A 26820-nucleotide genomic window follows, 5' to 3' on the forward strand; every position below is an offset into this window, starting at 1 on the left:
GAGTCCGCGTGAGCGCGTCCCTTCCCGCCTCGTCGAAAGGCTCCGAACCGGTCGGAGCCGCCTTCATCCTCAAGAAGGCCTTTCTCAGCGCACTGGTCGCTCTCGGTCTGTTCTCCCTGATGGTCGGCGTCCGCACCGAAGCGGGTCAGAGCGGCCAGCTCGTATACTGGACCCGCTTCGGCGACCTCGCCAGCCTGGTTGTGGCGGTGTTCGTCGGCTCGATCGCGGTCGAGCTGCTGCGGCTGTGGCTCGGACCGCGCGGCGGCCTCGGCAGCTTCGTGCCGCCGTCCGTGCGGAGCGGCATGTCGGTAGCCGGCCGCTATCTCGCGCCGGCGCTGCTGATCTTCACCTTGCTGGTGCCGGTGATCTTCTACAATCAGCGTTACATTCTCGACCTCGGCATTTTGGTCCTGACCTACGTCATGCTGGGTTGGGGCCTCAACGTCGTGGTCGGTCTCGCCGGCCTGCTCGACCTCGGCTACGTCGCGTTCTACGCCGTCGGCGCCTATTCCTACGGCCTGCTCTCGACCACCTTCGGCCTGTCGTTCTGGGTCTGCCTGCCGCTCGCCGGCATTCTCGCCGCATTCTGGGGCGTGCTGCTCGGCTTTCCGGTGCTGCGGCTGCGCGGTGACTACCTCGCCATCGTCACCCTGGCCTTTGGCGAGATCATCCGCCTCGTCCTCATCAACTGGCAGGACGTGACCGGCGGTCCCAACGGCGTCTCCGGGATTCCGCGACCGACGTTGTTCGGCATTCCGCTCGCACCGGGCGAAGGCGGCCTTGCATCGATGCTCGGCATCCCGTTCTCGCCGACGCATCGCATCGTTTTTCTGTTCTATCTGATCTTGGCGCTGGCACTCCTGACCAACTGGGTCACCATCCGGCTGCGCCGGCTGCCGATCGGCCGGGCCTGGGAAGCGCTGCGCGAGGACGAGGTCGCCTGCCGCGCGCTCGGCATCAACATCACCACCACCAAGCTGACCGCATTTGCGACCGGCGCGATGTTCGGCGGTTTCGCCGGCGCCTTCTTCGCCACGCGCCAGGGCTTCATCAGCCCGGAATCCTTCACCTTCCAGGAATCGGCGCTGGTGCTCGCCATCGTCGTGCTCGGCGGCATGGGGTCGCAGCTCGGCGTCGCGCTGGCGGCGCTCGCCATGATCGGCGGCTTCGAGCTGTTCAGAAGCCTCGAGGGCTACCGCATGCTGGTGTTCGGTCTCGCCATGGTGCTGGTGATGATCTGGCGGCCGCGCGGCATTGTCGGCCATCGCGCGCCGACCGTATTCCTGGAAAAATCCAAGAGCATCTCTTCGGACCTCGTCAAGGAAGGCCACGGATGAGCTCCGCTCCCATTCTCGCACTCGAAAACCTCACCATGCGCTTCGGCGGCATCGTCGCCGTCAATGCGCTGTCGTTCACCGCGCAACGCACGCAGATCACGGCCCTGATCGGCCCCAACGGCGCCGGCAAGACCACCGTGTTCAACTGCATCACCGGCTTCTACAAGCCGACCTCCGGCGTCATCCGCCTGACCCATGATGACGGCGCGCAGTTCGAGATGCAGAAGCTGAAGGACTTCAACATCTCCAAGCAGGCCAAGGTGGCGCGGACGTTCCAGAACATCCGGCTGTTTCCGGGCATGACGGCGCTCGAGAACCTGATGGTCGCGCAGCACAACGCGCTGATGCGCGCGTCCGGCATGACGGTGCTCGGGCTGCTCGGCGTGCCCTCGTGGCGCGCGGCCGAGCGGAACGCGATCGATGCGGCCGTGTTCTGGCTGAAGCGCGTCGGGCTGATCGACCGCGCCGACGACGCGGCCGGCAATCTCGCCTATGGCGACCAGCGTCGGCTGGAGATCGCGCGCGCGATGTGCACCTCGCCGGCCCTGCTCTGCCTCGACGAACCGGCCGCCGGCCTCAACGCGCGCGAGAGTGCGGCCCTCAGCGAGTTGCTGCTGTCGATCCGGGCCGATCACGCCACGTCGATCCTGCTGATCGAGCACGACATGAGCGTCGTGATGGAAATCTCCGACCGCGTCGTCGTGATGGACTACGGCGTCAAGATCGCCGAGGGCACGCCGCGCGAGATCCGCGACGATCCGAAGGTCATCGCCGCCTATCTCGGCACCGACGAGGAAGAGGCCGCAGCCGTGATGGAGGCCGAGGCGTGAGTGCGTCCCTGCTCGCGATCCGCAATCTGCGCGCGTCCTACGGCAAGATCGAAGCGCTGAAGGGCGTCGATCTCGACATCAAGCCGGGCGAGATCGTCGCGCTGATCGGCGCCAACGGCGCCGGCAAGTCGACGCTGATGATGTCGATCTTCGGCCGCCCGCGCGCAAGCTCCGGCAACATCGTCTACGACGGCAACGACATCACACAGGTGCCGACGCATCAGATCGCGCGGCTGCGCATCGCGCAGTCGCCGGAGGGACGCCGCATCTTTCCGCGCATGAGCGTGGCGGAAAACCTGCAGATGGGCGCCGACGCCGGCGAGACGACCGACGCGGAGCGGGCAAGCACGCTGGAGCGCGTCTTCGCCCTGTTTCCGCGCCTGAAGGAGCGCGTCGACCAGCGCGGCGGCACGCTATCCGGTGGCGAGCAGCAGATGCTGGCGATCGGACGCGCGCTGATGAGCCGGCCGCGCCTGCTGCTTCTGGATGAGCCCTCGCTCGGCTTGGCGCCGCTGATCGCCCGCCAGATTTTCGACGCCATTCGGACACTCAACCGCCAGGACGGTCTGACCGTGCTGATCGTCGAGCAGAACGCCAATCACGCGCTGAAGCTCGCCCATCGCGGCTATGTGCTGGTCAACGGCCTGATTACGCTGTCGGGCACCGGCACCGAGCTGCTGCAGCGACCGGAGATCCGCGCTGCCTATCTGGAGGGCGGCCGCCACTGAGGCGGGCCCTCAAAACGCGGCCAGAATGGCCTTAGTCCTTCGTAGGTGTGGTCAAAAATTGCCGGTGACTTCGCCGGAAAATCAGCCACAATGCGCGCGGTCTGCGGCCCGCCGTTCGGGCCGTTCCGTGTCGACCTACCCCCGCGAGGATTTCTCATGAAACCACTCAAACTCATCGGCTTGGCTCTGGGCGCATCGCTGGCGCTCTCGACTGCTGCCTTCGCCGAAGACATCAACATCGCCGTGGCCGGCCCGATGACCGGCAGTGAATCGGCCTTCGGCCGCCAGATGCAGAACGGCGCCGAGATGGCGGTCGCCGACCTCAATGCCGCCGGTGGCGTGCTCGGCAAGAAGCTCGCACTGCAGGTCGGTGACGATGCCTGCGATCCGAAGCAGGCGCGTTCGGTTGCCGAAAAGCTCGCCGGCTCCGGCATTCCGTTCGTCGCCGGCCATTTCTGCTCGTCGTCGTCGATCCCGGCCTCCGAGGCCTATGCCGACAGCAACGTGCTGCAGATCACGCCGGCCTCGACCAACCCGCTGTTCACCGAGCGCAAGCTGTGGAACGTGGCGCGCGTCTGCGGCCGTGACGACCAGCAGGGTCTCGTCGCCGCCAACTACATCGCGAAGAACTTCAAGGGCAAGAACATCGCGATCCTCAACGACAAGACCACCTACGGCAAGGGTCTCGCCGACGAGACCAAGAAGGCGCTGAACAAGGCCGGCGTCACCGAGAAGATGTTCGAGTCCTACAACAAGGGCGACAAGGACTTCAACGCCATCGTCTCCCGCTTGAAGCGTGACAACATCGATCTCGTCTATGTCGGCGGCTATCATCAGGAAGCCGGCCTCATCCTGCGCCAGATGCGCGACCAGGGCCTCAAGACCATCCTGATGGCGGGCGACGCGATGAACGACAAGGAGTTCGCTTCGATCACCGGTCCGGCCGCGGAAGGCACGCTGTTCACCTTCGGCCCCGAGCCGCGCAACAAGCCGAGCGCGAAGGCGATCGTGGACAAGTTCAAGGCCAAGAACATCGATCCCGAGGGCTATACGCTCTACACCTACGCCGCGATCCAGGTCTGGTCGCAGGCCGTCAAGAAGGCCAACACCACCGACGCCAAGAAGGTGATGGACACCATCAAGGCCGGCGAGTGGGACACGGTGCTGGGCAAGCTCGGCTTCGACGCCAAGGGCGACATCAAGCAGATCGACTACGTCGTCTACAAGTGGGACGCCAAGGGCGGCTACGCCGAGCTCGGCGGCAAGGGCTCCTGATAGAACTCCTGACCGTCTCGATCATCATCAGCAAAATACAAACGCCCCGGTCCTGGACCGGGGCGTTCTGCTGAGCGCTTGGTTCGTCGTTGAGGCCCGCCCACCGTGGGGAACCACGTCGTACAGAGGAACAGACCGGCTCAGCCGGCACAGGCCGAAAGCGATGGGGCCCCCTTCGCCGCCACTGCTGCACGGGCCGTTTCAACGGCACGCATCAGCTCGGCCGGGCGGAACGGTTTCTGCAGGTAAACGACACGGGTCAGCTCGTCCGACATCGACGCGCCATCGAAGGCAGTCATGCCGGAGACGGCGACCACCGGAACGTCGGGAACCAGCGCGCGCATACTGCTGACCAGATCGAGCCCGTTGGAATCATCGAGATAGATGTCGACGATGACGGCATCGAATGCCTGGTCGCGGAACAACTGCAGTCCGGACGCAGCGGTTCCCGCTTCGACCACGTCGAACTGATTGACGCGCAGCACCATACAGATCATGGCGCGCACATCCTTCTGATCGTCGACCACCAGAATCCGTGGCATCAACTTCTCCAGAATTTTTCCGTTGGACAGCCTACAACGTAGAAAGAAATCGGACACAACTATGAGTATATTTATCCCATTTGCGGTAAAGGTGCGGTTACTCCAACTATCGACTCATTCTACAGAACGATCCGATCTGGTACCATACAACCTTCATTAGAACAGTTATTTTCTTCGCGCACCAGCTGTAAAACCTCCCCTCTTGCACGTCGGCTCTGTTGCGCAGGACCCTTGGAGATGCAGAGCATCAAGGATCATCGCGAAGTCCTCCTGTCGACGTCCACCGCGACGCGCCGAGACCAAATCGCAGCACTCGCCGCGGTTGCGATCTCGACCTTGCTGTTTGCCGCCGCCGCTCCCTTTGCCAAGGTGCAGTTGCCGCCGGTGCCTGCGTTCGTCGCGAGCTACCAGTCGGCGCTGGCGCTGAACGATCTCATCACCGCGTTCCTGCTGTTCTCCCAGTTCGTGCTGCTTCGCTCGCGACCGTTGCTGTGGTTGGCCTGCGGTTACCTGTTTACCGCGCCGGCCTCGCTGCTGCACACGCTGGTGTTCCCAGGCCTGTATTCTCAGACCGGCCTGCTCGATGCAGGGCCGCAGACCGCAGCCTGGATCTACATGATCTGGCACGGCGCGTTCCCCCTGTTCGTTCTGGTCTATGCGCTGCACGACCGTCTCCGTCCGGCGCCCGTTGGGTCGGTTGCGCTGTCTCTCTCGGTCGCCGTGCTCGGCGTGGCGATTGCACTTGCGGCACTCACCTGGGCGGTGATCGCCCATGATACGGCGCTGCCTGCGCTCGTCCGCGATGACGCTGCCACTCCGGCTTTGAAGATCGTGGTCGGCGCCATCTGGTGCGTAACATCGGCTGCCCTGCTCGTCCTGGCGTTGCGCAGGCCGCACAGCATTCTCGACCTCTGGGTCATGGTGGTGCTGTGCGCTTGGCTGTTCGATCTCTCGCTCTCCTCGCTGCTCAACGCCGCCCGGTTCGACCTCGGCTACTATGCGGGCCGCATCTATGGCTTGCTGGCAGCGAGCTTCGTCCTCGGCGTCCTGCTCGCCGACAATGTCAGGCTGCAGACGAGGCTCACGCGGCTGCTGCAGCAGCAGCGCCGGCAGAGCGAAAGCGAGCGGGCACGCTTCATCGCGCGGGAGCGGCTGTTCAGCGCTGTGGTGGAATCCTCCAACGACGCCATCATCACGCTGACGCTGCAGGGCAAGATCACGTCCTGGAATCGCGCCGCCGAACACCTGTTCGGATACGGCGCAGACGAGGCGCTTGGCAACGACATCGGCCTGATCGTGCCCGCCGAACGGCGCAGCGAAGTCGATCGCATCCTGAGCCGGATCGGCGGCGGTGAGAAGATCGAGCATCACGAGACGATCCGCCGCCACAAGGACGGCCGCGAGATCGAAGTATCGCTCGGCGTGTCGCCGATCCTCGACGCGCATGGTGTGATCATCGGCGCCTCGAAGGTGGCGCACGACATCACCGAGAGCAAGCGCACCCGAACCGCCCTGACCCGTGAGACCGAGGAGCGCCGCCGCATCTTCGAGACCTCGCAGGACCTGATCCTGGTTGCCAACTCCTACGGACAATTGATGCAGGTCAGCCCGAGCGCGCTGGACGTGCTCGGCTACCGACCGGAGGAGATGGTCGGCCGCAATGCCAGCGACTTCGTCTATCCGCCCGAGCTCGAGGCGGTCCGTAGCCAGATGCGCGCCTGCCGCCGCGGCCGCGACGTCCGTAATTTCGAGGCGCAGCTCATGCACAAGGAAGGCCGCGGCGTCGTACTGAACTGGATGGCGAGCTGGTCGGAGCCGGTGCAGCGCCACTTCTTCGTCGGCCGCGACCTCACCGAGAAGCGCGCGGCCGAGGCGCAGTTCCGCCAGGCGCAGAAGATGGAGGCGGTCGGTCAGCTCACCGGCGGCGTCGCCCACGACTTCAACAACATCCTCACCGTCATCACCGGCAGCATCGGCATTCTTGCCGACGCCGTGTCCGACCGGCCGGAGCTCGCCTCCGTCGCCAAGCTGATCGACGACTCCGCCGACCGCGGCGCGCAGCTCACGCGGCAGTTGCTGGCCTTCGCCCGCAAGCAGCCGCTGCAGCCGACGGATCTCGACGTCAACGCGCTGTTGAACGAGACCGCAGCCTTGCTGCAGCCGACGCTCGGCGCGCAGATCGAGATCGAGCGTATCCTTGACGCCGATCCCTGCACTGCGCTCGCCGATCCGAACCAGCTCGCCACCGCGGTCATCAATCTCGCGCTCAATGCGCGTGATGCGATGCCGCAGGGCGGCAAGCTCACGCTGGAGACAGCGAACGTCACGCTCGACCGGGACTATGCCGACGTCCATAGCGAGGTCATCGTCGGTGACTACGTGATGATCGCCGTGAGCGACACCGGCTGTGGCATTCCGCCGGCCTATCTCGAGAAGGTGTTCGATCCGTTCTTCTCGACCAAGGGCTCCGGCAAGGGCACGGGGCTCGGCCTCAGCATGGTGTTCGGTTTCGTCAAGCAGTCCGGCGGCCACATCAAGATCTACAGCGAGGTCGGCCACGGCACCTCGATCAAGCTGTATCTGCCGCGCTCGGCGTCCGCTCCGGCGGCCAGCGCGGGCTTGCAGGCGCCAGACGCGCGCGGCGGCAATGAGACGATCCTGATCGTGGAGGACGATCCGCTGGTACGCCAGCACGTGATCGCCCAGGTCGGCAGCCTCGGCTACACCACCCTGGCTGCAGCCAATGCCGCCGAGGCGCTCGACGTGCTCGATCGCCATCCGGAGATCGACCTGCTGTTCACCGACGTCATCATGCCCGGCGCCATGAACGGCCGCCAGCTCGCCGACGCCGCGCGGGTGCGGCGGCCGGCGCTGCGGACGCTGTTCACCTCGGGCTACACCGAGAACGCGATCGTGCACCACGGCCGCCTCGACGCCGGCGTGCTGCTGCTGCCCAAGCCTTACCGGAAGCCAGAGCTGGCCCGCATGATCCGTATCGCGCTGGAGCGCTGAAGCACGCGCCCGGATCGGCGTAAGCGACATCCGGGCCCACCGGCGCGGCACGTGAGACCCGGATGTCGCCTGCCCCTTCGCGCCCGCTGGACGCAAGCGGGGCGCTCATACCAGCGCCGAGGCGCGTGCCCTCCTGCATTGAGGCCTCGCGCCGGCCGCGCTATCTATCCGGCATCATCATCTGCAGCGAGGGACGATCGTGCAGAACCTCCTCACCGACATCCCCGGCATACGCGTAGGCCATGCCCATGACGCCGCGCTCGCTTCCGGCGTGACCGCGATCCTGTTCGATCAGCCGGCGGTCGCCGCGATCGACATCCGTGGCGGCGGACCCGGGGTGCGCGAGGATGCGCTGCTCGATCCTGCGAATACGGTGGAACGGGTCGACGGCATTGCCCTGTCGGGAGGCTCGGCGTTCGGGCTCGAGGCCGCGAGCGGCATTCAGGCCTGGCTGGCGGAACAGGGGCGCGGCTTTGCCGTGCGCGACGCGCTGATCCCGATCGTCCCCGGCGCGATCGTGTTCGACCTCTTGAACGGCGGCAACAAGGCCTGGGGCCGCTACGCGCCGTATCGCGAGCTCGGCTACGCGGCGGCGGCGGCGGCCAGCACGACCTTCGCGCTCGGCAGCGTCGGTGCCGGGCTCGGCGCCACCACGGCCAACCTGCAGGGCGGGCTCGGCTCGGCGTCGGCGACGACGACAGGCGGCATCAAGGTTGCGGCCATTGTTGTGGTGAATGCGGTCGGCAGCGTCACTGTCGGCGACGGTCCCTGGTTCTGGGCGGCACCGTACGAGATCGACGGCGAGTTCGGCGGCCGCGGCCTGCCGGCCGCCTTCACGCCGGACATGCTGGCGATGCGCATCAAGGGCGGCCCGGCAGCATCGGCCTCCGAGAACACGACGATCAGCCTCGTCGTGACCGATGCCATCCTGACTAAGGCGCAGGCCAAGCGGCTCGCGATGATGGCGCAGACCGGCATGGCGCGCGCGATCTATCCAGTGCATCTGCCGCTCGACGGCGACATCGTGTTCGCGGCCGCGGCCTGCACCAGGCCGATCGAGCCGCTGGTCGAGCTGAGTGAGCTCGGCATGGTCGCGGCCAACGTCCTGGCGCGCGCGATCGCCCGCGGCGTCTATCACGCGAGCCCGCTGCCGTTCGCCGGCGCGCTGCCGTCCTGGCAAGGCCGCTTCGGCAGTTGAGCTTACGCGCTGACCGCGGTCGTTGAAGACGTCGAGGCCGACAGCATGTTGGACTGCCGCTGGATCAGCTTCTCGATCATGTTGTAGGACGAGGTCGCAGCGTTGGACGCGGTTGTGGCTGCCGGCGTCGTCAGCGTCACCTTGGAGCCGTCGGCATAGGTGATGGTGGTCGTGGTCGAGCCGTCGCTGTTGGTGGACGAGGAACTCGAGGCGCCCGACAGCGCCTGCATCAGCGCATCTGCGCCCGCGCTGGATGAGGTGCCCGAGCCGCCGCTCCCGCCCGCCTCCTGGTGATGATGGTGCCCACGTCGCCCCTTGGCGCCCTGCAGCGCCGAGGACAGCTCGTCGAGGCTGACGTTGCCGTCGCCGTTCGTATCCAGCTTGCCGAACACCTTGTCGGCATTGGCGACGTTGGTGCCGCCGGCGCCGAGCGCGCTCTCGAACTCCGATTTGCTGATCTGACCATCGCCATCGCCGTCGATCTGCGAGAACAGGTCCTGCAGCGGATTGGTCGATGAGCTTGCGCTCGACGACGCGCCCGACTGGCTCTGCGCTGCGAGCAGCGCGCTCATGGTCTCCGGCGCGATCTGCCCCGAGCTGCTGCTGCCGCCCGCGCTCGACCACGGGCTGAAATTGCCGGAGCCGCTCGCCCCCTTGGTGTCGAGGCTGAACGGACCGCCGCCCGACTTGCCGGAGCCCGACTTGGTCGAGCCGAGCGACTGCAGGCTGTCCAGGACCGACGAGGCGGCCCCCAGTGCAAACCACATGGCGAAACTCCCGCAAGGCCGCCCACGCGGCGGCAGAACATCTTCCCACCGCCGTCGCAATCCCCATGCCAGCGCCAAACCGCTGATATGTCCGGATATTTCGCGATGTTACGGTGGCCTGAACCCGGCAGATCGTGCCGTGCCCGGCAGATTTTTCCCGCTCGCGTTGCCGCAGCCGGCCCTGCATGATACGGCGACATCCCCGATCGTCCTGGAACAGCCGCCCATGACCCAGTCCTTCACGCCGCGTCCGCTCGTCATCGCGCCATCGATCCTGGCGTCGGATTTCTCCAAGCTCGGCGAGGAGGTGCGCGCCGTCGATGCCGCCGGGGCCGACTGGATCCATCTCGACGTCATGGACGGGCATTTCGTCCCGAACATTTCCTATGGCCCGGATGTCATCAAGGCGCTGCGCCCACACACCACCAAGATCTTCGACGCGCATTTGATGATCACGCCGTGCGATCCCTATCTCGAGGCCTTCGCCAAGGCCGGCTGCGACCACATCACGGTGCACGCCGAGGCCGGACCGCATCTGCATCGCTCGCTGCAGGCGATCCGCGCGCTCGGCAAGAAGGCCGGCGTTTCGCTCAACCCGTCGACGCCGCTCAACGTGATCGAATACGTGCTCGACCTCGTCGACCTCGTGCTGATCATGTCGGTCAACCCCGGCTTCGGGGGCCAGGCGTTCATCGCCTCGGCGATCGGCAAGGTGCAGGATCTCCGCGCGATGACCGCGGGCCGGCCGATCGACATCGAGGTCGACGGCGGCGTGGGCCGCGACAATGCCGGCGCGCTGGCCGCGGCCGGCGCCAACGCCTTCGTCGCGGGCTCGGCCGTGTTCAAGGGTGGCACGACAGAGGCCTATCGCAGCAACATCGCCGCGATCCGCGATGCCGCCGCGTCGGCACGCGGCGAAGCGATCTGAGCCGCACGGACCCGGAATGCATAAGCTCACGCCGCAGCCGCTGACGAAGGCAGCGTTCGCTGCCTTCGGCGACGTTGTCGAGACCGACGGCGCCGAGACGATCGAGATCAACCAGGGCTTCGCCCACCGCTGCAACGGGCTGGCCGCCATCGACGTGACCTCCGGTGGCGCGGCCGTGAACATCAGCCTGTTCGAGGCCAGGCCGCGGCCGCTGCCGATAGAGATCAAGCTGATGGAGCGGCATCCGCTCGGCACCCAGCTGTTCATGCCGCTGCAGGACCGCCCCTGGCTGGTGCTGGTCTGCGCCGACCCGCGCAATCCCGCGAGCTACCGGGCCTTCACGGCGAGCGGCCGCCAGGGCGTGAACTACGCCCGCAACGTCTGGCACCATCCGCTGCTGGTGTTCGACGAGGCCTCGCGCTTCATGGTGGTCGATCGCATGAGCCCGGACAATCTCGAGGAGCTGTGGCTCGATGAGCCGCTGTATTTGAGCATCCCTTGAATGTGGGCGCGCGAGATCGACGATCCGCGCGCAGGAGAGACGATGATGGACAAGCCGAACTATTTCGTCCCGCAGGGCGGCCACCCGCCGCAGACCGACCTGCTGACCGGCCGCGCCGTGTTCACCGAGGCGTATGCCGTCATCCCGAAGGGCGTGATGCGCGACATCGTCACCTCGGCGCTGCCGTTCTGGGACAAGACGCGAACCTGGGTGATCGCGCGTCCCCTCTCCGGCTTCTCGGAAACGTTCTCGCAATACATCGTCGAGGTCTCGCCCGGCGGCGGCAGCGCCCAGCCCGAGCCGGATCCGGAGGCCGAGGGCGTGCTGTTCGTGGTGTCAGGCGAGATCATGCTCACCATCGCCGGCAAAGAGCATCGCCTGGGCCATGGCGGCTACGCCTTCCTGCCGCCGTCCTGCAAGTGGACGATGCGCAACGACAGCCAGGCGCCCGCGACCTTCCACTGGATCCGCAAGGCCTATGAGGCCGTTCCCGGCATCGCCGTGCCCGAGGCCTTCGTCACCAACGAGGCGACGATCGCCCCTGCCGCGATGCCGGAGACGCAGGGCCGCTGGGCCACCACGCGCTTCGTCGATCCGCTCGACGTTCGCCACGACATGCACGTCAACATCGTCACCTTCGAGCCCGGCGCCGTGATCCCGTTCCTGGAGACGCATGTGATGGAGCACGGGCTCTATGTGCTCGAGGGAAAGGCGGTCTACAAGCTCAACCGCGACTGGGTCGAGGTCGAGGCCGGCGACTTCATGTGGCTGCGCGCCTTCTGCCCGCAGGCCTGCTACGCCGGTGGCCCCGGCCGCTTCCGCTACCTGCTCTACAAGGACGCCAACCGGCACATGAAGCTGCGGCCGTTCAGGTGAAGGCCAGCAGCATCCGCTGAATGAGTCCTGGATACACGGCTGATGTCGACCGTTCCCGAACGCCTGGAGAGCTTGATCGAAGGGGAATTGGCTGAGCTGTCCGACAAGCGTGTGCTCTCGCATATCCGCGGCATGCTCGTCGCACCTCACATGGTGCTGCGCGATTGGGACTATGGCCAACCGGGGGAGCAATATCCCTGCTGGTTCGTGCTTCGCGATGCACAATCCGGTGCCGAGATCGCCTATTGTGAGCACGGCTTCGGACCGGGCTGCCCCTGGGGCCTGGTGAGTTCTGCGCACGAACCGGAGTTCCGCCATATGGGCATGGACTCCGGCTGGTTCACCTCGTTTCTGGATGCATTTTTCGATTCTTTCGCCTGCGTGGCGCTTCTAATCTGGAAGGTGATCAACATCGATGCTGACGGAACCCGGACCTGTCTGACCGCCGAAGGCGCGTGGGAGAGCACATGGCAGCGGGTCTACGAATTGCGCAATCATGATCCGAGCGGCCGCTATGAATGCGGCCACGACATCGGCTATCGCAAGACTGCCACCTGATGCGCTCGTCGAATCTTCGGCCGCAACCGCCGACGAAGAGCTTCTCCTCATCGGCCTCGAACACCGGCTCGATCGCGCGATCGACCAATCCACGCCGTACTCGCTCCCTCATTCTCCCCCTAGTGATCCTCCCTCACGCCCCCTGATACTCCACCTCTTCCGCCGTGCCGCGGTCGAGCACGGCCTTCGCCTTGGCATGGTCGAGGTCGTCCTCCCAGGCGGCGACGACGACGGTGGCGACGCAGTTGCCGATCAGGTTGCCGACGGCGCGCGCGATGCCGACGAACCAGTCGACCGACAACACGAGCACAAGTCCGATCGCGGGGATCGCCGGCACGGCGCCGAGCGTTGCGGCCAGGATGACGATGGCCGAGCCGGGCACGCCATGGGCGCCCTTGGACGTGACCAGCGACACGCCGAGCACCAGCAGCAGGTCGCTGACCGACAGCGGCGTGTTGGTGGCCTGGGCGATGAAGACGACGGCGAGCGTCAGGTAGATCGAGAACGCATCGAGGTTGAAGGAATAGCCGGTCGGGATGACCAGGCCGACGACCTCCTGCTTGACGCCCATCGCCTCGAGCTTGCGCATGATCTGCGGCAGCACCGAGTCGGACGACGCCGTCGCCAGCACGATCAGGAGCTCCTCCTTCAAATAGCGCAGGAACTTGAACAGGCTGAGGCCGGCCATGCGCATCACGAGGCCAAGCGCGGTCACGACGAACAGCGCCACCGAGACGTAGAACAGCACGACCAGCGCCAAGAGCTGCTTGAGCGAGCCGACGCCATATTTGCCGACGGTGAAGCCGATGGCGCCGAGCACGCCGAGCGGCGCGACGCGCACGATCAGCCCCATCGCCTTGAACAGCACCTTGGCGACGGACTCGATCAGGTCGACCACGGGCTTGCCGGGCTCGCCGACCAGCGCCAGGCTGACGCCGAAGATCACCGCGAAGAACAGCACCTGCAGCACGTCGTTGCGGGCAAAGGCGTCGAACGCCGTCGGCGGAATGATGTTGAGGATGAAGCCGCCGAAGCCGCCGCCCTGCAGCTTGTGGGCGTTGTCGGCGAAGCTCGCGAGCTGCTTGGCGTCGAGCTTGGAGACGTCGATGTTCATGCCGTGGCCGGGGCTGAAGACCAGCGCCAGCACGAGGCCGAAGGCCAGCGCGATCGTGGTCATGCCCTCGAAATAGACCAGCGACTTGACGCCGACGCGGCCGACCTTCCTGAGATCGCCGGCGCTCGCAATGCCGTGCACGACGACGCAGAACACGATCGGCGCGACCACCATGGCGATCAGACGCAGGAAAGCGTCGCTGAAGAATTTGAGCCCCTGGGCGGTCTCGGGCGCGAAGACGCCGATCAGGATGCCGAGCACGAGCGCAGCCACGACCTGAAAGAAGAGCGAGCCGAACAGGCCTCGCTTCGGCGCGGCTGTCCCCGCCATGCTCACATCCGTTGCCGCCATTGATCGTCCCCCCTCAGAAAAAAACCGACACGTTCCGCACGCGCCGGATCACTTTGGAGGGGGAACTTTCGAAACGCAACCGCAGCCGCGCCTCACTTTTCAGCCTGTGCATGCCGTTCTGACTGTCGTGCTTGGAGGCGCCGTGGATCTTCATCGCATGTCCATCATTCCCCCGACACGACCCTTGCCGGCGCATCATCATCGTCGCCCTCGGCTTCCCGTGCCGCGAGCCGTGTCCGCACCACGGTCACCGTACACCCCGCCTCCGCGGCGACCTTCGCCGAGACGCTGCCGAGCAGCGAGCGCAGCACGGAATCGCGGCGGGCGCCGATGATGATGTGGTCGACCTGGTTGGCCTCGGCGAATTCGATGATGGAGGCCGCCGGATCGACCGCCTCCAGCACGTGCACCGTCAGCCGGCTCGTGTCGAGCTTGAGCGGCGTCGCCCAGTGCTTCAGCGCGACCATGCGGTCGATGTGCTTGTTGTTGCCCTCCTCGTCCAGGGTGCGGTCGATGGTGAGACGCCCGAGCTTCAGCACGTTGACGCAGGCGAGCCGAGCCGCGGGCAAAGTGGCGAGGATGCGCTGCGCGGTCAGCCGCAGCGCGCCGTTGAGCTCCTCGCCGCCTTCCACGGTGTCGATCGCGACCGCCACGATCGGGCTGGAGGCGATCTGCACCGCGACGTCGGATGTTTTCTGTTCCGGCTGCACCAGGCCGCGGTTGAAGCGGCGGCGCCACACGGCCGTGATCGGGTCGCGCTTGACCTTCTCCGCACGCGCCGTCAGCTTGACCTGGTCGGGATGGCCGAGATCGAAGGCGAGCTGCGCCGCGGTCGGGTAGCGCCACACCGGCTCGATCTCCAGGCAGCGCAGCACGATCTCCTGCAGCCACGGCGGATAGTCCGGCTTCAGCTGTCGCGGTGGATAGGGATCGCGCCACAGCCGCCGGCGCATGCCGCGCAGGGTCTCGGTCTCGCCGAACGGCCGCACGCCGGTGGTGAAGAAGTAGAGCAGCACGCCGAGCGAAAAGATGTCGCTGCGCGGATCGCTACGCGTGCCCATCATGCGCTCCGGCGCCATGTAGGGCGCGGTGCCGTAAGGCAGGCGGAACTCCTCCTGCAAGAGATCCGGCAAGTGCTTGTGGCAGGACAGGCCGTAGTCGATCAGCACCGCCTCCCCCGTCGGCCGGAACATGATGCTGGAGGGCTTGATGTCGTGATGGATGACGTGCTGCCGGTGAATATCGGCGAGCGCGGTCGCGATCTTCGCGACCAGCACCCGCGCCTCCTCGTAAGCCAGCGGCAGCTCGGGCAGCCGCTTGTACAGCGTATCGCCTGGAATCTGCTCGATCACCACATAGGCCTGGGTGGCGAAATCGCCGGTGCCGAAACAGGCCGGCACGTGCGGTCCCGACAGTTTTGGCAGAATCATCTGCTCCATCTCGAAGCTGACGATCGCCGCAGGATCCTCGCCCTCGGAGACGCGCGGCACCTTCATCAGGATGGGCCGGTCGATGTCCGGATGGGTGACGCTCCACAACGTCGCCATGCCGCCGGAATGCACGCATTCACCCACCGTGAAGCCGTCGATCACGACGCCCGGCTTGAGCCTTGATTTCGTCATGCTCTAGCGCCCCATCGAGAGCCGTTGCGCCAGCCAGGGCGGCAGGCCGTTGTCGCGAATGCGCTGCGCCGCCGCCTCGACGTCATAGGGCACGCGGCAATAGGTCAGCTCGCGGGTCCTGGTGTCGAAGGTCACGAACGACGCGGCGGGATCACCGTCGCGCGGCTGGCCGACCGAGCCGACCACGGCCAGCCATTGCCGGCCGCGCAACAGCTGAATGGGCATGTTGGCGGTCGGGGTGAAGCTCGTCATCTTGGCGGTGGCGGACATCGAGTACAGCGCCGGACGGTGGATGTGGCCGCAGAACGTCACCTGCGCCTCGGTCGCGATCATGCTGCGCGCGGCATCGGCGGACGACTGCACATAGCGCCAGCGCGGCGGGCTGGACGCCTCCGCATGCACGAACAACCGGTCGTCGTCACCGATACTCATCGGCAGCTCGGCGAGAAAGCGGCGCTGCTCGGCGCTGAGCCGCCCGCGCGTCCACTCCATCGCCGCCTGCGCCTCGGCATTCATGCTCTCGCTCGCCGTCGAAACGGCATTGTCGTGATTGCCGCGCACCGCCAGCCCGCCCTCGGCGACGATCTCCATGACGGTGTCGACCGACCATTCCGGATCGGCGCCATAGCCGACGATGTCGCCGAGACAGATGAGACGATCCGCGCCACGCGCACGCGCCGCCTCCAGGCAGGCCGCGAAGGCCTGCCGATTGGCATGGATATCGGTGAAAATCGCCAGCAGCAACCCGTGTCCTCCGGTTCTCAAGGCTAGCGGCCGTGGCCACACGAGACTTGAGGAACATCAAACAAGATAGGCGGAGAGATGCGGAATGTCAGCGTTGCAGGTCCCCTGCGATGCGCCGGTGCGGCTTTCTTCCCTGGGTAAAGCCGAAGCCCAGGAACTTGCGGTGGTTCGGTCTGGCGACCGCGCTCTTGACCTTGTTGACCTTGAGCTCGAGGCGCCGTGCCAGGAACGTCCCGATGCTCGCCATTACCCGCGCGCGAGCTTCGCGCGGGAGGATACGGCCGCAGCCGCCTACTGCTCGTCCTTCGGCGGCATGCGCGGCGGCAGCAGTGGCGTGAACGAGACGCCGTCGCCGGCGTTCTTGGCGGCCTTGAACTCGCCGGTGGAGGGATCACCGCCGGCGGTCTCGATGATCGTCTTCGGCAGAATGTATTCGCGCGCGGCGTCGATGACCCCGCCGTCGCCGGTGCCGAAATCGGCGGCGCGGCCGCCCTGCGGATGGCCCGCCGCGATCTGGTCGGCGGCGTGCTGAGCCTTGTCGGCAAGTGTGTCGCTGTAGGGAATACGATAGGCGCGCGGCACGCCGCTCGGACGGTTGTCGTCGTCCAGCGCCTCGACCCACAGATAGACCGCGCCGGGATCGCCCTCGACGGAGTGCGGATCGACGATCCGCACCTGCAGCACCTTGAAGCTCCTCGGCAGCCGGTCGACGCTGGCCCAGCCGAGCAGGCCGCGGGCGCCGGCGAAGCTGCCGACATAGAACGCACTGGTGATGACCACGGCGACCGCCTTGGCCTGCCAAGGCAGCCTTGCATAGACCAGCACCAGCAAGAGCAGCGCGCCGATCAGCGCGTAGCACACGGACAGCGTGACGATGACGGTCTGCAGACTGCTCATCATCGCCTGATCACCCCGACGCCGGTCTTGGGATCGAGATCGGCGCCATTGCGCCAATTGCTGCGGAACGTCTCCAAAAGCGATTTCGGTCGGCGCTGCACGTCGATCACCTTGCCCTCGGCATTGAGCTTGAAGCGCAGCGCCGTCTTCTCGTCGCCGGAATGGTCGAGCACGACCTTGTCGTCGAAGATCACCTGCGCGGTCGGGTTGAGCTTCTGCACCTTCACGGTGGCCTCGACCGGCGCGCCGCTGACGTTCTGGAAATGCGAGATGTTGACGGTGTATTCGCCGGCGACGATTCCTCTGATGGTCACGATCTCCTCGCGGATCGGCGACGGGATCTTCAGACCGTTGACCAGGATGAAATCGTTGGCGCCGCCGCGGTCGTCGCGATCGAGGGTGAGGAAGCCGGCCTCGCGATGCCGGTACCAGGCGATGTTGCCGACGGGGTCCTGCACGAACAGGTCGAGATCGTCGGGATGATTATCCGGCCAGTCCATCGTGATCAGGAACTCGGCCTTCGAGTCGACCTTGCCGTCCTTGGCGTCCGGCGAGATCGCGAGCACCGCGATGAAGAAGAAGAACGCGACGATCTGCAGCGCCTTGAACAGCATGACGCTGAACGGGTCGAACTGCTCCTCGCGCGGATAGAGCCCGAAATCGTCCATCATGCGCCCTGCTCCGGCGCGCGATCCATCGCGCGCTCGAGCCGCGGCGTCACCCGCGTCTCGGTGAGCATGACCGCGTCCGAAAACACGCGCCCGGTCGCCGCGTCCAGCATGTAGTACTGGATGCGCACCAGGATCGAGCCGACGAGGCCGGCGAGCGTCGTGTACATCGCCACCGCCATGCCGTCGCTCATCAGCCCCATCGAGGATTTCATCGCCAGCTTGTCGTTGACGTCGAGGCCGGCAATCGGCGCCAGCATGATGATGAAGCCGATGATGGTGCCGAGCAGGCCGAGCTTCATCAGCGTGTCCGATGCGAAGCCGCCGAAGCCGTTGGAGCCGCGCAGGCGGTCGGCGAGCGTCCGCAGCAGCAGCGTCTGGTCGAGCCGCCCTGCCCCTTGCGTCCGCGCCTTGGTGACGAGGCTGCGGATGTGGTTGGTGACCAGCCCTTTGGGAAGCAACTGCGCATCAGGTTCGAGCGCGCGCGCCGCATCGGGCCCGATCAGCACGGCGCGGCAGCGCCGCGCCGCATCCGCCTCGCGCGCGATCGCTCTGGTGCGCCAGAAGCAATGGCAGCACGTGGCGACGTAGAGCACGGCGATGACGCTGGAGATGTAGGTGCGGTCGGAGGCGACCATCAGGTGGAAATAGCCGTAGCGGGCGAGCACCACGCCGGCGAATATCGTGAGGCCGGTGAAGATCATCCAGAGCAGCAGCGGCCCGCGCTCGGCTGCGTCGCGCGCAGGTTCCACTCGTTCGGCACTGCTGACCACGCTCATGCATGAACTCCCGATGCGCGCCGTTTCGTTCGGCGCTTCGCAGACGAGTTAAGCAGAGCAGCGGAACAGCGTCCAAAGACATCTGCCTCGAGGCTCTCGGGAAAATTTCCCAACCTGCCGCTTGCTGCAGTGCATTTGCTTGGCGGAGCACCAGCCCATTGTTACGCTGCGGCAAAAGCCGTGGAGAGGATCGCATGCGTCTCGTGCTCCAGCTCATTGCGCGCCTTGCGCTGATCGTGCTGCTGTGTCTGGCCGCCGCGGCCGTATGGGTCACCGTTGACGCCTATCGCAGCGTCGACCGCGCCACCGCGGCATCGGCCGACCGGGTCTCGCAGGCGCTGGAGGCGCTGTACTGGCGCGAGCTGCTGCTGCGCGGCAACCGATCGCGCGAGCGGCTGCTGCCGCTGCCCGACTGGCGCACGACCGAGACCATGAAGCTGATCGCGCCCGGCATCTGCGTACAGTTCAAGCCCGAGGCCGCATTCGAGAAGCCGCTGTGCGGCCAGAGCAAGGGCCTCGGCGCCGCGCCGCCGCGCTGGTTCTCAAGCGCCGTGGAAGCCATCCTCGGCGATCACGCGGCGGTCGCGCAGCCGATCAGCGCGCGCGCCACCACGGCGGGAACCGTCTCGGCGATCGCCGATCCCGATGCGGCGATCCAGCTCGCCTGGCTGCGCATCCAGGACAGCTTTGGCGTGGCGCTGGCGATGGCGGTCGCGATCGGCGTACTGGCCTCGCTGGCGATCGCCCATGCGCTGGCGCCGGCGCGCAGCATCGTCTCGGCGCTGCAGCGGATGGCCGAGGGCGACCACCGCCCCTCGCTGCCGCGCTTCCGCTCGATGGAGCTCGCGATGATCGGCCGCGCCGTCGGCGAGCTCGGCGACCGGCTGGCGCAGGCCAATGAGCAGCGCGCCGCGCTGACCGAGCGCCTGCTCGACATCCGCGACGAGGAGCGGCGGGCGCTCGCCCGCGAGCTGCACGACGAGTTCGGGCAGAACCTCACGGCGATCCTCGCTTTTGCCTCGACGATCGAGAGCGCCGGCAACGGCCGCAACGATCAGATCGCCCAGGACGCACGCATGATCACGCGATCCGTCAGCCATCTGATGGCGTGCCTGCGCGGCACCTTGAGCCGACTGCGCCGTCCGCTCACCGAGGAGCTCGGCCTCGCCGCAGGCCTGATCGCGCTGACCGAGAACTATCAGCACGCCGCGCGACCGGCGATCCGGCTCGACCTCCACGGTGATCTCGCCGACATCCAGGGCCCGGTCGCGGTCACCGCCTACCGGATGGCGCAGGAGTGCCTGACCAACGCCCTGCGCCACACCAGTGCGAGCGAGGTGTCGTTGCGGGTCGAGCGGCGCTCCGGGCCCGACGGTGCGCTGCTGATTTCAGTCGAGGACGACGGCGGCGGCGATGCGACCCTGCTGGCGCAATCGAGCGGCTTCGGCCTGACCGGAATCCGCGAGCGCATCGCCGCCGTCGGCGGCTCGCTGTCGATCGGACCGGCCGCGCGCGGGCTCAGCGTCTCCGCGACAATTCCACTGGCCGCCTGAGATTACGGGGATGCCCGAGCGCACAGGCATTTCGATCCTGCTGGTCGACGACCACCCGGTGGTCCGGCAAGGCTATCGCCGCGTGCTGGAGAGCCAGGACGGGTTTCGAGTCATCGCCGAGGCCGACAGCGCCGCGGCGGCCTATGCCGCGTTCAAGGCGCATGCGCCCGACGTGGTCGTGCTCGACATCTCGATGAAGGGCGCCAGCGGGCTGGAGGCGATCCGCAATATCCGCGCTCGCGACAATCGCGCCTGCATCCTCGTGTTCTCGATGCATGGCGAGGCGCCGTTGGTGAAGGCGGCGTTCGCCGCCGGCGCGAGCGGCTTCGTCACCAAGAGCAGCGAGCCGTCGGCGCTGGTCCGTGCCATCCGCATGGTGATCAGCGGGGAGCGCGCGCTCAGCGACGACGTCGCCCATGTGCTGGCCGCCGACAGTCTCGATCCGCAGCAGACCGTGCTCGACCGGCTCGGCGAGCGTGAGATCGAAATCCTGCGCCAGTTCGCGTCGGGCCTGACCACCGAGCAGATCGCCACGAACCTGCACCTCAGCGTCAAGACGGTGCAGAACTATCATTATCTGGTGAAGGCCAAGACGGGACTGCAGACGGATGCGCAGCTGGTGCGGCTGGCGGTGACCAGCGGGCTGACGGATTTGTAGCCCGGATGAGCGCGCGCCTAGCGCGCCTGAAGTCCACGGAGCAGCAGGGTCAGCACGGCATCGACGCGGGCCGAGCAGGTGCATTCGCCCCATTCCTCAGCGTGGGCGGGATGATGGAAGCTTCGGGTCGCGTCGAAGATCGCCGCGGCCGCGGTCTTGGGATCAGCGACATCGAACGTCCCCTGCGCGACCCCCTCAGCGATCATGCCCTCGACCTGGGCGATCAGGTTCTGCTTGTGCGCCTTGACCACCGAGCACGCCTCGCGCGCCAGGGTGAGATAGGTCGCGAACATCTCCGGATCTTCACAGACCCGTTTCTGCTTGGCGCCGAACAGCTCGCGCAGCCAGCGCTCCAGCTTCGCCGGCGCCGGTCCCGGCTCGGCCGCGATCTGCGCCAGCGGCGCGCTGACCCGCTCGAGCCAGCGCTTGGCAACCGCCTCGCGCAGCGACGCCTTGCTCGGAAAGTGACGGTAGACGGAGCCGTGGCTGACATCGAGCGCTCTCGCGACGTCGACGACCGTCGCTTTGGCGAGCCCATAACGGCGCAACACGTCCTCGGTGACTTCGAGGATGCGCTCGGATGTCAGAACCACGGCCTCATTCATGCGTGCACCATATCGGCGTCGGACGTATTCGCCTTGATCTGGATCGTCTCAGCCTGGTCGGCGGACGATGGCGCGCGAAACCTGGTGGCCTGGGCCTCCAGGTGACGCGCGACCTGGAGATTCAGCCAGTCCTGAAATTGTGAGTGCAACAATCGCTTTTCAATCTTCATCGAAGCGGTCCTTCGCAGTTGAAACCGCTGAACCCAAGGTCAGACAGTGGAAGTTGGTCTTAAGCAAGATGGCAGGGTCGACATACACCATCGCGCTGACAGATTTCAATATCTGTCAGCGCGATTTTTTGAAAATGGTATTATGATCCGGTAACGGCATGCCGAGCGGCCGGAAAGACCGCCGTTTGTGTCGATCCGGCCGCTCTGGTAAAGCGCGGCGTAAAATGCCGGCGCGGACGCCTGGTCCCGCCCACCTTCCCTCCCGCCTCGGAGCGCCGTCGATGATCCCCCGCTATTCCCGTCCCGAAATGGCCTCGATCTGGGAGCCGCAGACCCGGTTCAAGATCTGGTTCGAGATCGAGGCGCATGCGGCGGACGCGCTGGCGGAGCTCGGCGTGATCCCGAAGGAGGCCGCCAAGACGATCTGGGCCAAGGCCAAGGACGCCACCTTCGACGTCGCCCGCATCGATGAGATCGAGCGCGAGACCAAGCACGACGTCATCGCCTTCCTGACCCATCTCGCCGAGATCGTCGGTCCCGAGGCGCGCTTCGTGCACCAGGGCATGACGTCATCGGACGTGCTCGACACCTGCCTCAACGTCCAGCTCACCCGCGCCGCCGACCTGCTGCTCGCCGATCTCGACCGCGTGCTTGCGGCGCTGAAGACACGCGCCTTCGAGCACAAGATGACGCCGACCATCGGCCGCTCGCACGGCATCCACGCCGAGCCGGTGACGTTCGGCCTCAAGCTCGCTTATGCCTATGCCGAATTCTCCCGCGCGCGCGCGCGCCTGGTCGCCGCGCGGAAGGAAGTCGCGACCTGCGCGATTTCCGGCGCCGTCGGCACCTTCGCCCAGATCGATCCGCGCGTGGAAGAGCACGTCGCTAAGGCGATGGGCCTGTCGCCCGAGCCGATCTCGACCCAGGTGATTCCACGCGACCGCCACGCGATGTTCTTTGCGACCCTCGGCGTGATCGCCTCCTCGGTCGAACGCTTTGCGACCGAAGTCCGCCACCTGCAGCGCACCGAGGTGCTGGAAGCCGAGGAGTTCTTCTCCGAGGGGCAGAAGGGCTCGTCGGCGATGCCGCACAAGCGCAACCCGGTGCTGTCGGAGAATCTCACCGGCCTCGCCCGCATGGTGCGTGCCTATGTGACGCCCGCGATGGAGAACGTCGTGCTCTGGCATGAGCGCGACATCTCGCACTCATCGGTCGAGCGCATGATCGGCCCCGACGCCACCGTCACGCTCGACTTCGCGCTGATGCGCCTCGCCGGCCTGGTCGAGAAGCTCCTGGTCTACCCGGCCAACATGGAGAAGAACCTCGACAAGCTCGGCGGCCTCGTCCACTCGCAGCGCGTGCTCATCGCGCTGACCCAGAAGGGCGCGAGCCGCGAGGACTCCTACAGACTGGTCCAGCGCAACGCGATGCCGGTCTGGCGCGGCGAAGGCGACTTCCGCACCCTGCTCAAGGCCGATGCTGACGTGAAGAAGTACCTGACCGACGCCGAGATCGACGAGCAGTTCGACCTCGGCTACCACCTCAAGCACGTCGACACGATCTTCAAGCGCGTGTTCGGGGAGAGCTGAGCGCGCGTCGAGCGGGCGGACGCCTCAGTCCGCCTCCTCGCACTTGTCCTGCTTGACCTTGAACATCTTCCGGAACTGGGTCTCGAGCGCGCTCCGCATCGCCTCCATCTTCTTCTCGCCGGTGTTGCGGAGGTTGTAGTTGATAGCGCAATTGCTCCAGCCGAAATTGACCAGATAGATCCGCATGCGCTCCTGGCCGTCCGGCTTCTGCGCCTCGGCGACGTAGCGGGCGACGCAGGCCTTCGGGCTGGCGTTGTCGGCGCAGCCCTTGTCGACGGTCTGGCGAAACATCTGCTGCAGGTCGGTCTTGCCCTCGATCGCGTCGACGAAGCGCGCGCAGGCGGCGGCAGGCTGGTAGTCGCGCAGCGTAGAGGGCGTCTTGAATCCGCGGGTCTGCACCAGGTCGAAATCGCAACTGTCCTTCAGCTCCGCCACCCTGGCGCGCCGATAGTCATCGATGCCGGGCAGCGCGATGAACTCCAGCCGCGCGGCAGCGTCGAGCGTGGCCTTGCAGGCGCGGTCGATCTTGTCGGCGTCGAGCGCCGCGACCGCCTTCGGGTCGAATGCCGGCAACGTGCCCGGCGAGTCGAAATCGGACGGGCCAAACAGCAGACGGACGGTGTTGCGCAGCCGCGTCTCGTCGTGCTTGGCGGGATCGTACCGGACCGTGAAACGGCAGCCGCTGTCCCAGGACATCGTCCGCTCGGCGGCATGGGCGCTGGCACCGGCGAGCGTGACGGCGGCGAGCGCCAAGCGTGCGGTCCATCCTGTCCAGCTTCGTCGGGTCATGGTACTCTTCGCAGTCGATCAATGCCTGTATCCTACCCAGCCCCGACGCCAACACCAGCCCGTGCCGCGCAGCATCTGAAGCGTGACGACGTCACGCTCGACAAGTGCCAGACCTGGCAGCGCTTGCAGCTACAGCTTCTTCAACGAGACGACCGCGTTGCCCTTGTTGTTGAAGTAGAATCGATACAACAGCAGCCAAGGAAGCATGATGGACGTGTCGTTGACGTAGACGAACACCTCCCCATCGCTGCGGGCCGTGAACCTGGCTGTCCAGCGGCTGCTGCCGGGCGTTTCCTGCTGGAAAGCCGGGAGATGCTCCTCCAGCCCGGTGCTGCCCACCCGCACGATCGGTGCGAACCAGTTCGACCAGATCAGCCGCTTGAAGGGTATCCCAGGCAATTGGGTCCAGGTGCCGTAACCGAAGCCGGCCGGAGTCGCAGGGATGCCGCCGTCGCTCCATGCCTCCCCGACGTCGAGCACGATCTGATAGGTCTCGCCCTGCGCCACGGTCAGCGCTGTCGGATAGCAATGGTGACGCGTCTCGAATACTGGCCGGATGCTTCCACCAGGGTATGCGCCGATCTCTGTCTCCTCGACCTCGATCGGCCTCAGCGTCTCCTTGCAGAACAGCCCGGCCGTATTGGCCGCGCCGAACCCCAGCCACCAGAACAGCCAGAACATGATGGCGAACGGGAAGATCCACGTTTTCAGCAGATAGAAACCGGCAACATACCAGCCCTGGCGTCGCAGCGAATAAACCGTCGCGCGCCAGCCGGTCACCGGCTTGTGCCGGGATGGATCGTTCCAGGCGATGCGTGCGGCGTCGCGGATCGTTCGCTGCAGTGAGGTGCCCCACGCCGTCAAGCCGAGCGCAGCGGCCACACCGACCACCAGCAACCCCGGCGAATCCCGAAACGCGACGAACCATGGGTCGAGAAATTTGGGCAAGAAGGCTGCCGCTCCGTTGACCAGCGGATTTACCAGCCCATGCAAGGGCTCATAAAGCACGCGCGGCCAATAGATGACGAAATATGGGATCGCCGCGACGAACAGCAGCGCGAACATGGTGGCGAAATAGACCACGCGGCGCAGCCAGACCCAATTCCAGACATCGTCCTGCACCCGCGTCCGCGCGTGCCCGTGATCGAGCGGATGCAGCGCATCGACCGGCGTATCGGTCTCATCCGTGACGCGGTAAGCGGCGGGTACGACCACCGGTGCATAGTGATCGGGACCCGACCCAATGCGTTCGAACACGGTGCGGTGGATCGTCGGCTTCACCGGCGGCAGAGGTGGCTGCGGCAGGCTCGGATGCAGATCGTCAGCAAGAAGCCCGGTCTGGGCCTTGAACGGCGAATGAAGCAGCCACTTGATGCGACTGACATCGTACCGGAGCGATAGCTTGTAGGGCGGCGCGTCATAGATCTCGCGCAGATTGCGCGGCTTGTAGCGGTAGTAGGCCGCAAGCCCCTTGCGCGAGTCGTTCAGCGTGTCGAGCGGATCGATCTCGGGATCGTAGAGCAGCCTGCGCCGCCCGTCGAGATAGACGAGACCATAGGCCTGGGCGCGGTCGAGCATCCAATCGAGCGTCACATAGGAAAGGCCATCCTGCGGATAGCCGCCGCCGATGTCGGAATGCACGCCGGTAAACCACACCTGGCTGATGCGCTCGCGGTCACGTGGCGGCAGATCGGTGCGCAGATGCGGCGGCGGCTCGGCCAGTTTCGCAGCCGCGCTGCGCGGATCGTGGTCGATGCCGAACAGCCAGTCCTTCTTGTCACTGCGGCCTGAAACAGCCTCGTCCCGTCCCCACACATAGCGCTCATCCCAGATCACCGGGCGGAAGGCGTCACGCTCCTCCTCGATCGCGAGGGCGTGGCAAGCGCGATGGATCTTGGAATTCATGAACTGGTCCGGCATCGACAGCGGCCAGATCCAATAGTCAATGGCGCGCGTCATCTCCTCGATCGGCCCGCCGTAGGCGTCAACGGTGTCCCAAATGCCGACGAAATGCACGCTCTCGACCTCGACTGCTGGCGGAGCCTGCAGCGCCACGCCCTGCACTCTGCGCAGCGTTCTAATTCCCCAGTCGCGCACTCCGCGCAGGTCCAGGCCGATCTTGCCGAGATATCTGAGAATTCCGCTATTGTAGCGACGCCGATAGCGGCGATAGGCGTCTGCGGCGAACCGGGCGAGATCGGCTTCATTGTCGTCGTAGGCGACGAGCCCCTGCCCCGCGATCATTGCCGCCACGATACGGATGGTGAAGGCACCGCGGCTGAACCCGAAGCAGTAGATGCGGTCGCCCGGCTTGTAGTTGCGACAGCAGAAGCTGTAGATCGCAATCACATTCCGCTTCAGGCCGAAGCCGAAGATGCCGCCGAGGGCTGCGAACAGCTTGAAGGAGGACGTTCCGACGCCATCGTCATAAAAGGCGACTTGCCGGCGCGGATCGCGCAGGTCCAGCAGCTGGAACAGGCGCCAGACATTGGTCTTGAACACGGCCTTGGCGCTGTTGCCGGTCCCGTCCGACAACAGCACGATGTTCTTTGCAACAGGATTGGACACGAGGCCCCCCGACCAGAATGCCGGCAGGGAGATTGGTCCGCAATTGCAGGAAAATCAAGGCACAATCCCTGCGCGAGCCCGCAGGACCACCCGCTCAGTTCTCAGCACCGCCCGTCATCCGCAAGGCAACATCGTCGCTTGATCCAATGCAGTCATCGAA

General features: G+C 66.0%; 26 protein-coding genes. 13 read left to right on the top strand and 13 right to left on the bottom strand.

Annotation, left to right across the window (positions count from 1 at the left end; translation table 11 throughout):
- Positions 1–8 precede the first annotated feature (8 nt).
- The 4 genes from livM (at position 9) to QW861_RS05105 (ending at position 4170) form a co-directional block, all read left to right on the top strand.
- Positions 9–1337 (top strand): high-affinity branched-chain amino acid ABC transporter permease LivM, encoded by a 1329-nt coding sequence (livM, locus tag QW861_RS05090; protein WP_315749360.1) that lies wholly within the window; start codon positions 9–11, stop codon positions 1335–1337.
- Positions 1334–2167: an ABC transporter ATP-binding protein gene (locus QW861_RS05095; RefSeq protein ID WP_315714774.1), complete on the top strand. Its 834-nt coding sequence runs from the start codon at positions 1334–1336 to the stop codon at positions 2165–2167. Before livM ends, QW861_RS05095 begins: the two co-directional genes overlap by 4 nt.
- Complete coding sequence (locus QW861_RS05100) at positions 2164–2895, top strand: ABC transporter ATP-binding protein (protein WP_315749359.1); 732 nt, start codon at positions 2164–2166, stop codon at positions 2893–2895. The genes QW861_RS05095 and QW861_RS05100 overlap by 4 nt, the downstream gene beginning before the upstream one ends.
- A gap of 156 nt (positions 2896–3051) precedes the next feature.
- Positions 3052–4170 (top strand): branched-chain amino acid ABC transporter substrate-binding protein, encoded by a 1119-nt coding sequence (locus QW861_RS05105; RefSeq protein WP_315714776.1) that lies wholly within the window; start codon positions 3052–3054, stop codon positions 4168–4170.
- A 140-nt stretch (positions 4171–4310) separates the two neighbouring features.
- Here the strand turns inward: QW861_RS05105 and QW861_RS05110 are convergent, their stop codons facing one another.
- The gene (locus tag QW861_RS05110) at positions 4311–4712 is read right to left on the bottom strand and encodes a response regulator (RefSeq protein ID WP_315750016.1); all 402 of its coding nucleotides are present in this window, start codon (positions 4710–4712) and stop codon (positions 4311–4313) included.
- Positions 4713–4949: 237 nt separating this feature from the next.
- Between QW861_RS05110 and QW861_RS05115 the strand changes: the two genes are divergently transcribed.
- On the top strand, positions 4950–7724 hold the full coding sequence (locus QW861_RS05115) for a PAS domain S-box protein (RefSeq protein WP_315749358.1): 2775 nt from the start codon (positions 4950–4952) through the stop codon (positions 7722–7724).
- A 199-nt stretch (positions 7725–7923) separates the two neighbouring features.
- A complete protein-coding gene (locus QW861_RS05120) occupies positions 7924–8922 on the top strand; it encodes a P1 family peptidase (protein WP_315749357.1) in 999 nt (332 codons plus the stop codon).
- A 2-nt stretch (positions 8923–8924) separates the two neighbouring features.
- Here the strand turns inward: QW861_RS05120 and QW861_RS05125 are convergent, their stop codons facing one another.
- Positions 8925–9689 carry an EF-hand domain-containing protein gene (locus QW861_RS05125; protein WP_315749355.1) on the bottom strand — a complete coding sequence of 255 codons (765 nt, stop codon included), beginning with the start codon at positions 9687–9689 and terminating at the stop codon, positions 8925–8927.
- Between the two features lie 226 nt (positions 9690–9915).
- On the opposite strand from QW861_RS05125, the gene rpe reads away from it, so the two are divergent.
- The 4 genes from rpe to QW861_RS05145 are packed head-to-tail and all read left to right on the top strand — an operon-like array spanning position 9916 to position 12553.
- The gene (gene rpe / locus QW861_RS05130) at positions 9916–10617 is read left to right on the top strand and encodes a ribulose-phosphate 3-epimerase (protein ID WP_315719397.1); all 702 of its coding nucleotides are present in this window, start codon (positions 9916–9918) and stop codon (positions 10615–10617) included.
- A gap of 16 nt (positions 10618–10633) precedes the next feature.
- Complete coding sequence (locus tag QW861_RS05135) at positions 10634–11119, top strand: ureidoglycolate lyase (RefSeq protein WP_315749353.1); 486 nt, start codon at positions 10634–10636, stop codon at positions 11117–11119.
- Positions 11120–11164: 45 nt separating this feature from the next.
- Positions 11165–11995, top strand: a complete 831-nt coding sequence (locus tag QW861_RS05140) for a bifunctional allantoicase/(S)-ureidoglycine aminohydrolase (RefSeq protein WP_315750015.1) — start codon at positions 11165–11167, stop codon at positions 11993–11995.
- A 42-nt stretch (positions 11996–12037) separates the two neighbouring features.
- Positions 12038–12553, top strand: coding sequence for a hypothetical protein (locus QW861_RS05145; protein ID WP_315714782.1), 516 nt, complete (start codon positions 12038–12040; stop codon positions 12551–12553).
- A gap of 133 nt (positions 12554–12686) precedes the next feature.
- Here QW861_RS05145 and QW861_RS05150 read toward each other — a convergent pair whose 3' ends face one another.
- From QW861_RS05150 to QW861_RS05180, 7 genes are all read right to left on the bottom strand, one after another.
- Positions 12687–14018, bottom strand: a complete 1332-nt coding sequence (locus QW861_RS05150) for a dicarboxylate/amino acid:cation symporter (RefSeq protein ID WP_315714783.1) — start codon at positions 14016–14018, stop codon at positions 12687–12689.
- 164 nt (positions 14019–14182) lie between these two features.
- Positions 14183–15640: a bifunctional serine/threonine-protein kinase/universal stress protein gene (locus QW861_RS05155; protein WP_315714784.1), complete on the bottom strand. Its 1458-nt coding sequence runs from the start codon at positions 15638–15640 to the stop codon at positions 14183–14185.
- A 3-nt stretch (positions 15641–15643) separates the two neighbouring features.
- A complete protein-coding gene (locus QW861_RS05160) occupies positions 15644–16384 on the bottom strand; it encodes a metallophosphoesterase family protein (protein ID WP_315714785.1) in 741 nt (246 codons plus the stop codon).
- A gap of 88 nt (positions 16385–16472) precedes the next feature.
- Entirely contained in the window at positions 16473–16631 is a 159-nt protein-coding gene (locus tag QW861_RS05165) for a hypothetical protein (RefSeq protein WP_315714786.1), read from the bottom strand.
- Positions 16632–16675: 44 nt separating this feature from the next.
- Positions 16676–17284 carry a hypothetical protein gene (locus QW861_RS05170; protein ID WP_315749351.1) on the bottom strand — a complete coding sequence of 203 codons (609 nt, stop codon included), beginning with the start codon at positions 17282–17284 and terminating at the stop codon, positions 16676–16678.
- Positions 17281–17952 (bottom strand): hypothetical protein, encoded by a 672-nt coding sequence (locus QW861_RS05175; protein ID WP_315749350.1) that lies wholly within the window; start codon positions 17950–17952, stop codon positions 17281–17283. The genes QW861_RS05170 and QW861_RS05175 overlap by 4 nt, the downstream gene beginning before the upstream one ends.
- Complete coding sequence (locus tag QW861_RS05180; protein WP_315749348.1) at positions 17949–18728, bottom strand: MotA/TolQ/ExbB proton channel family protein; 780 nt, start codon at positions 18726–18728, stop codon at positions 17949–17951. Before QW861_RS05180 ends, QW861_RS05175 begins: the two co-directional genes overlap by 4 nt.
- Positions 18729–18922: 194 nt before the next feature.
- Between QW861_RS05180 and QW861_RS05185 the strand changes: the two genes are divergently transcribed.
- Both QW861_RS05185 and QW861_RS05190 read left to right on the top strand, forming a co-directional pair.
- Positions 18923–20281: a histidine kinase gene (locus QW861_RS05185; RefSeq protein ID WP_315749346.1), complete on the top strand. Its 1359-nt coding sequence runs from the start codon at positions 18923–18925 to the stop codon at positions 20279–20281.
- Positions 20282–20291: 10 nt separating this feature from the next.
- A complete protein-coding gene (locus QW861_RS05190) occupies positions 20292–20939 on the top strand; it encodes a response regulator transcription factor (RefSeq protein ID WP_315714791.1) in 648 nt (215 codons plus the stop codon).
- Positions 20940–20956: 17 nt separating this feature from the next.
- Here QW861_RS05190 and QW861_RS05195 read toward each other — a convergent pair whose 3' ends face one another.
- A complete protein-coding gene (locus QW861_RS05195) occupies positions 20957–21544 on the bottom strand; it encodes a TetR family transcriptional regulator (protein WP_316164442.1) in 588 nt (195 codons plus the stop codon).
- On the bottom strand, positions 21541–21714 hold the full coding sequence (locus tag QW861_RS05200) for a hypothetical protein (protein WP_315714793.1): 174 nt from the start codon (positions 21712–21714) through the stop codon (positions 21541–21543). Before QW861_RS05200 ends, QW861_RS05195 begins: the two co-directional genes overlap by 4 nt.
- A gap of 281 nt (positions 21715–21995) precedes the next feature.
- Here QW861_RS05200 and purB point away from each other — a divergent pair, with 281 nt between their 5' ends.
- The gene (gene purB / locus QW861_RS05205) at positions 21996–23303 is read left to right on the top strand and encodes an adenylosuccinate lyase (RefSeq protein ID WP_315749344.1); all 1308 of its coding nucleotides are present in this window, start codon (positions 21996–21998) and stop codon (positions 23301–23303) included.
- 24 nt (positions 23304–23327) lie between these two features.
- Here purB and QW861_RS05210 read toward each other — a convergent pair whose 3' ends face one another.
- Together QW861_RS05210 and QW861_RS05215 are read right to left on the bottom strand one after the other, a co-directional pair.
- Positions 23328–24092, bottom strand: coding sequence for a hypothetical protein (locus QW861_RS05210; RefSeq protein ID WP_315749342.1), 765 nt, complete (start codon positions 24090–24092; stop codon positions 23328–23330).
- A gap of 129 nt (positions 24093–24221) precedes the next feature.
- Entirely contained in the window at positions 24222–26660 is a 2439-nt protein-coding gene (locus QW861_RS05215; RefSeq protein ID WP_315714796.1) for a DUF2235 domain-containing protein, read from the bottom strand.
- Positions 26661–26820: the final 160 nt, after the last annotated feature.

It is taken from the genome of Bradyrhizobium sp. SZCCHNRI1029 (assembly GCF_032487555.1).
GTDB lineage: Bacteria > Pseudomonadota > Alphaproteobacteria > Rhizobiales > Xanthobacteraceae > Bradyrhizobium.